The 1,543-nt window shown below is 62.0% G+C and carries 1 protein-coding gene; it reads right to left on the bottom strand.

Features of this window, described 5'->3' with window-relative positions; all coding sequences use genetic code 11:
* Window positions 1–288: 288 nt before the first annotated feature.
* Entirely contained in the window at window positions 289–1,470 is a 1,182-nt protein-coding gene (locus ACFQUU_RS29235) for an IS91 family transposase (RefSeq protein WP_382252143.1), read from the bottom strand.
* Between the last annotated feature and the right edge of the window lie 73 nt (window positions 1,471–1,543).

Genomic DNA, 1,543 nt, shown 5'->3' with positions numbered 1-1,543 from the left:
TAACGTTTAGCTGTGCGGAACCCGGAGGGGCATAGCCGCGCAGCGGTGTCCGCCTCGAGCGCCGCGTTGCATAGCCGAAAGCTGGAGACGGAGATTAATCGGTTATGGAGATTCTATGGGGGCGTCACCCTGGTGGCAACCTTGAACGTTGTTTCCTGGGACACGGCTGAGGGTTCGTGAGCAGGGTGATAACAACACGAACTGGATGACATGAACCAAATCGTTGTGCTTTGGCAAAGGCCGCGCTGGTACACCTGTGTGTGGTCCGTCGGTGCATGAAAGAAGCACCTAGGCATGAGTCTGCTCCATTGTTGTGATGGCTACGGGCGGGCCGCGCTGTGGTGCGATGCGTCGGGTACTACGCATGGCACTGCCGCACGTCGGGCACCGGTGCAGTCCGCAATCCGGGACGTGGTGTTGAAGATACGACTGCCAGCTCACAGGTTCATGGTCCGGGATGGGTGGCTGGCCGAACGCTTCGCGGGCGCTGTTGAGCAGGTCCGCCTTGCGTGGTGCGTACAGGCCATAGCTACGCACGGTATGCTTGCGCGGCTCCGGCACGTGCTGCAGGTAGCGGCGCAGGAAGGCAACGCTTGCCATCCGCATGACCGAGGTCTTTTGCTCGCCCGGCACGTCGGCATGGGGCATGTAGCGGAAGCTGACATGGTCATCGTTGGTGATGCCGATCTGGCTGTCTTGCATTGGCCCGCCGCGGACATAACGTGCCAGGTACTGCACCACGCCATTGCCGTGTCCGTATCGTTCGCGCAGGTGGACGTTCCATTTGGCCCGGCCAAGCTTGTTCAGGCATGTCTGCACTGCAGCGGGATCAGTCTGTGGAGGCAACGCGAGATCACCGTGGTCGAGTGCGCGGCGCACCAGGTCGATGAACTTGCCCCGGAACTTGGCCATTAGTGCGCGGGCCGGTAGGAAGCAGCTGCCCCGTGGCGCCTGCCATCCATGCTCGGAAAGGCCACCGTCGGTGATCAGGCAGTGCAGGTGCGGGTGCAGCGACAGCGACCGGCCCCAGGTATGCAGCGCCAGCAGGAATCCCGGTTCTGCGTCGCCAAGCCGGCGTTCGTCGCGCAGCATCTGCAGCAGGCTCTCTCTCGCGCACGTAAACAGGATCTCCATCATCACCGTGGTCTGGCACCGCCACAGTGCATTGAACTCGTGCGGGATGGTGAAGATGATGTGGTGGTGGCTGCACTGGAGTAGGCGTGCGCGCTGCCTGTCGAGCCAGTGCGTTATTTGGATCTGGTTGCATTGCGGGCAGCTGCGGTGGCGGCACGAGTTGTACCAGACGCGTTCGACATGCCCGTCGGGACAGCTTTGTACGTGTCCGCCAAGGGCCGCGGTACGGCATCGAGAGAGCTTGTTCGCTGCGCGGTACCAGTGTGGAGGAAGTGTGCGTGCTTCGGCGATCGCGGGGAAGTGCTGTTGAACGATGCGCTGTACGGTGCGTGACACGCTTCCTCCATCGTCTGCATTAACTGGCTACTGCAGCACCATCTTCCTCCTGCGGAGCAGGACTAGTGCAACG

The sequence above is a fragment of the Herbaspirillum sp. GCM10030257 genome, assembly GCF_042666555.1.
Classification (GTDB): domain Bacteria; phylum Pseudomonadota; class Gammaproteobacteria; order Burkholderiales; family Burkholderiaceae_D; genus Noviherbaspirillum.
Note: the sequence above shows the minus strand (reverse complement) of the source record. Positions and strands in the feature narration are given on the sequence as shown.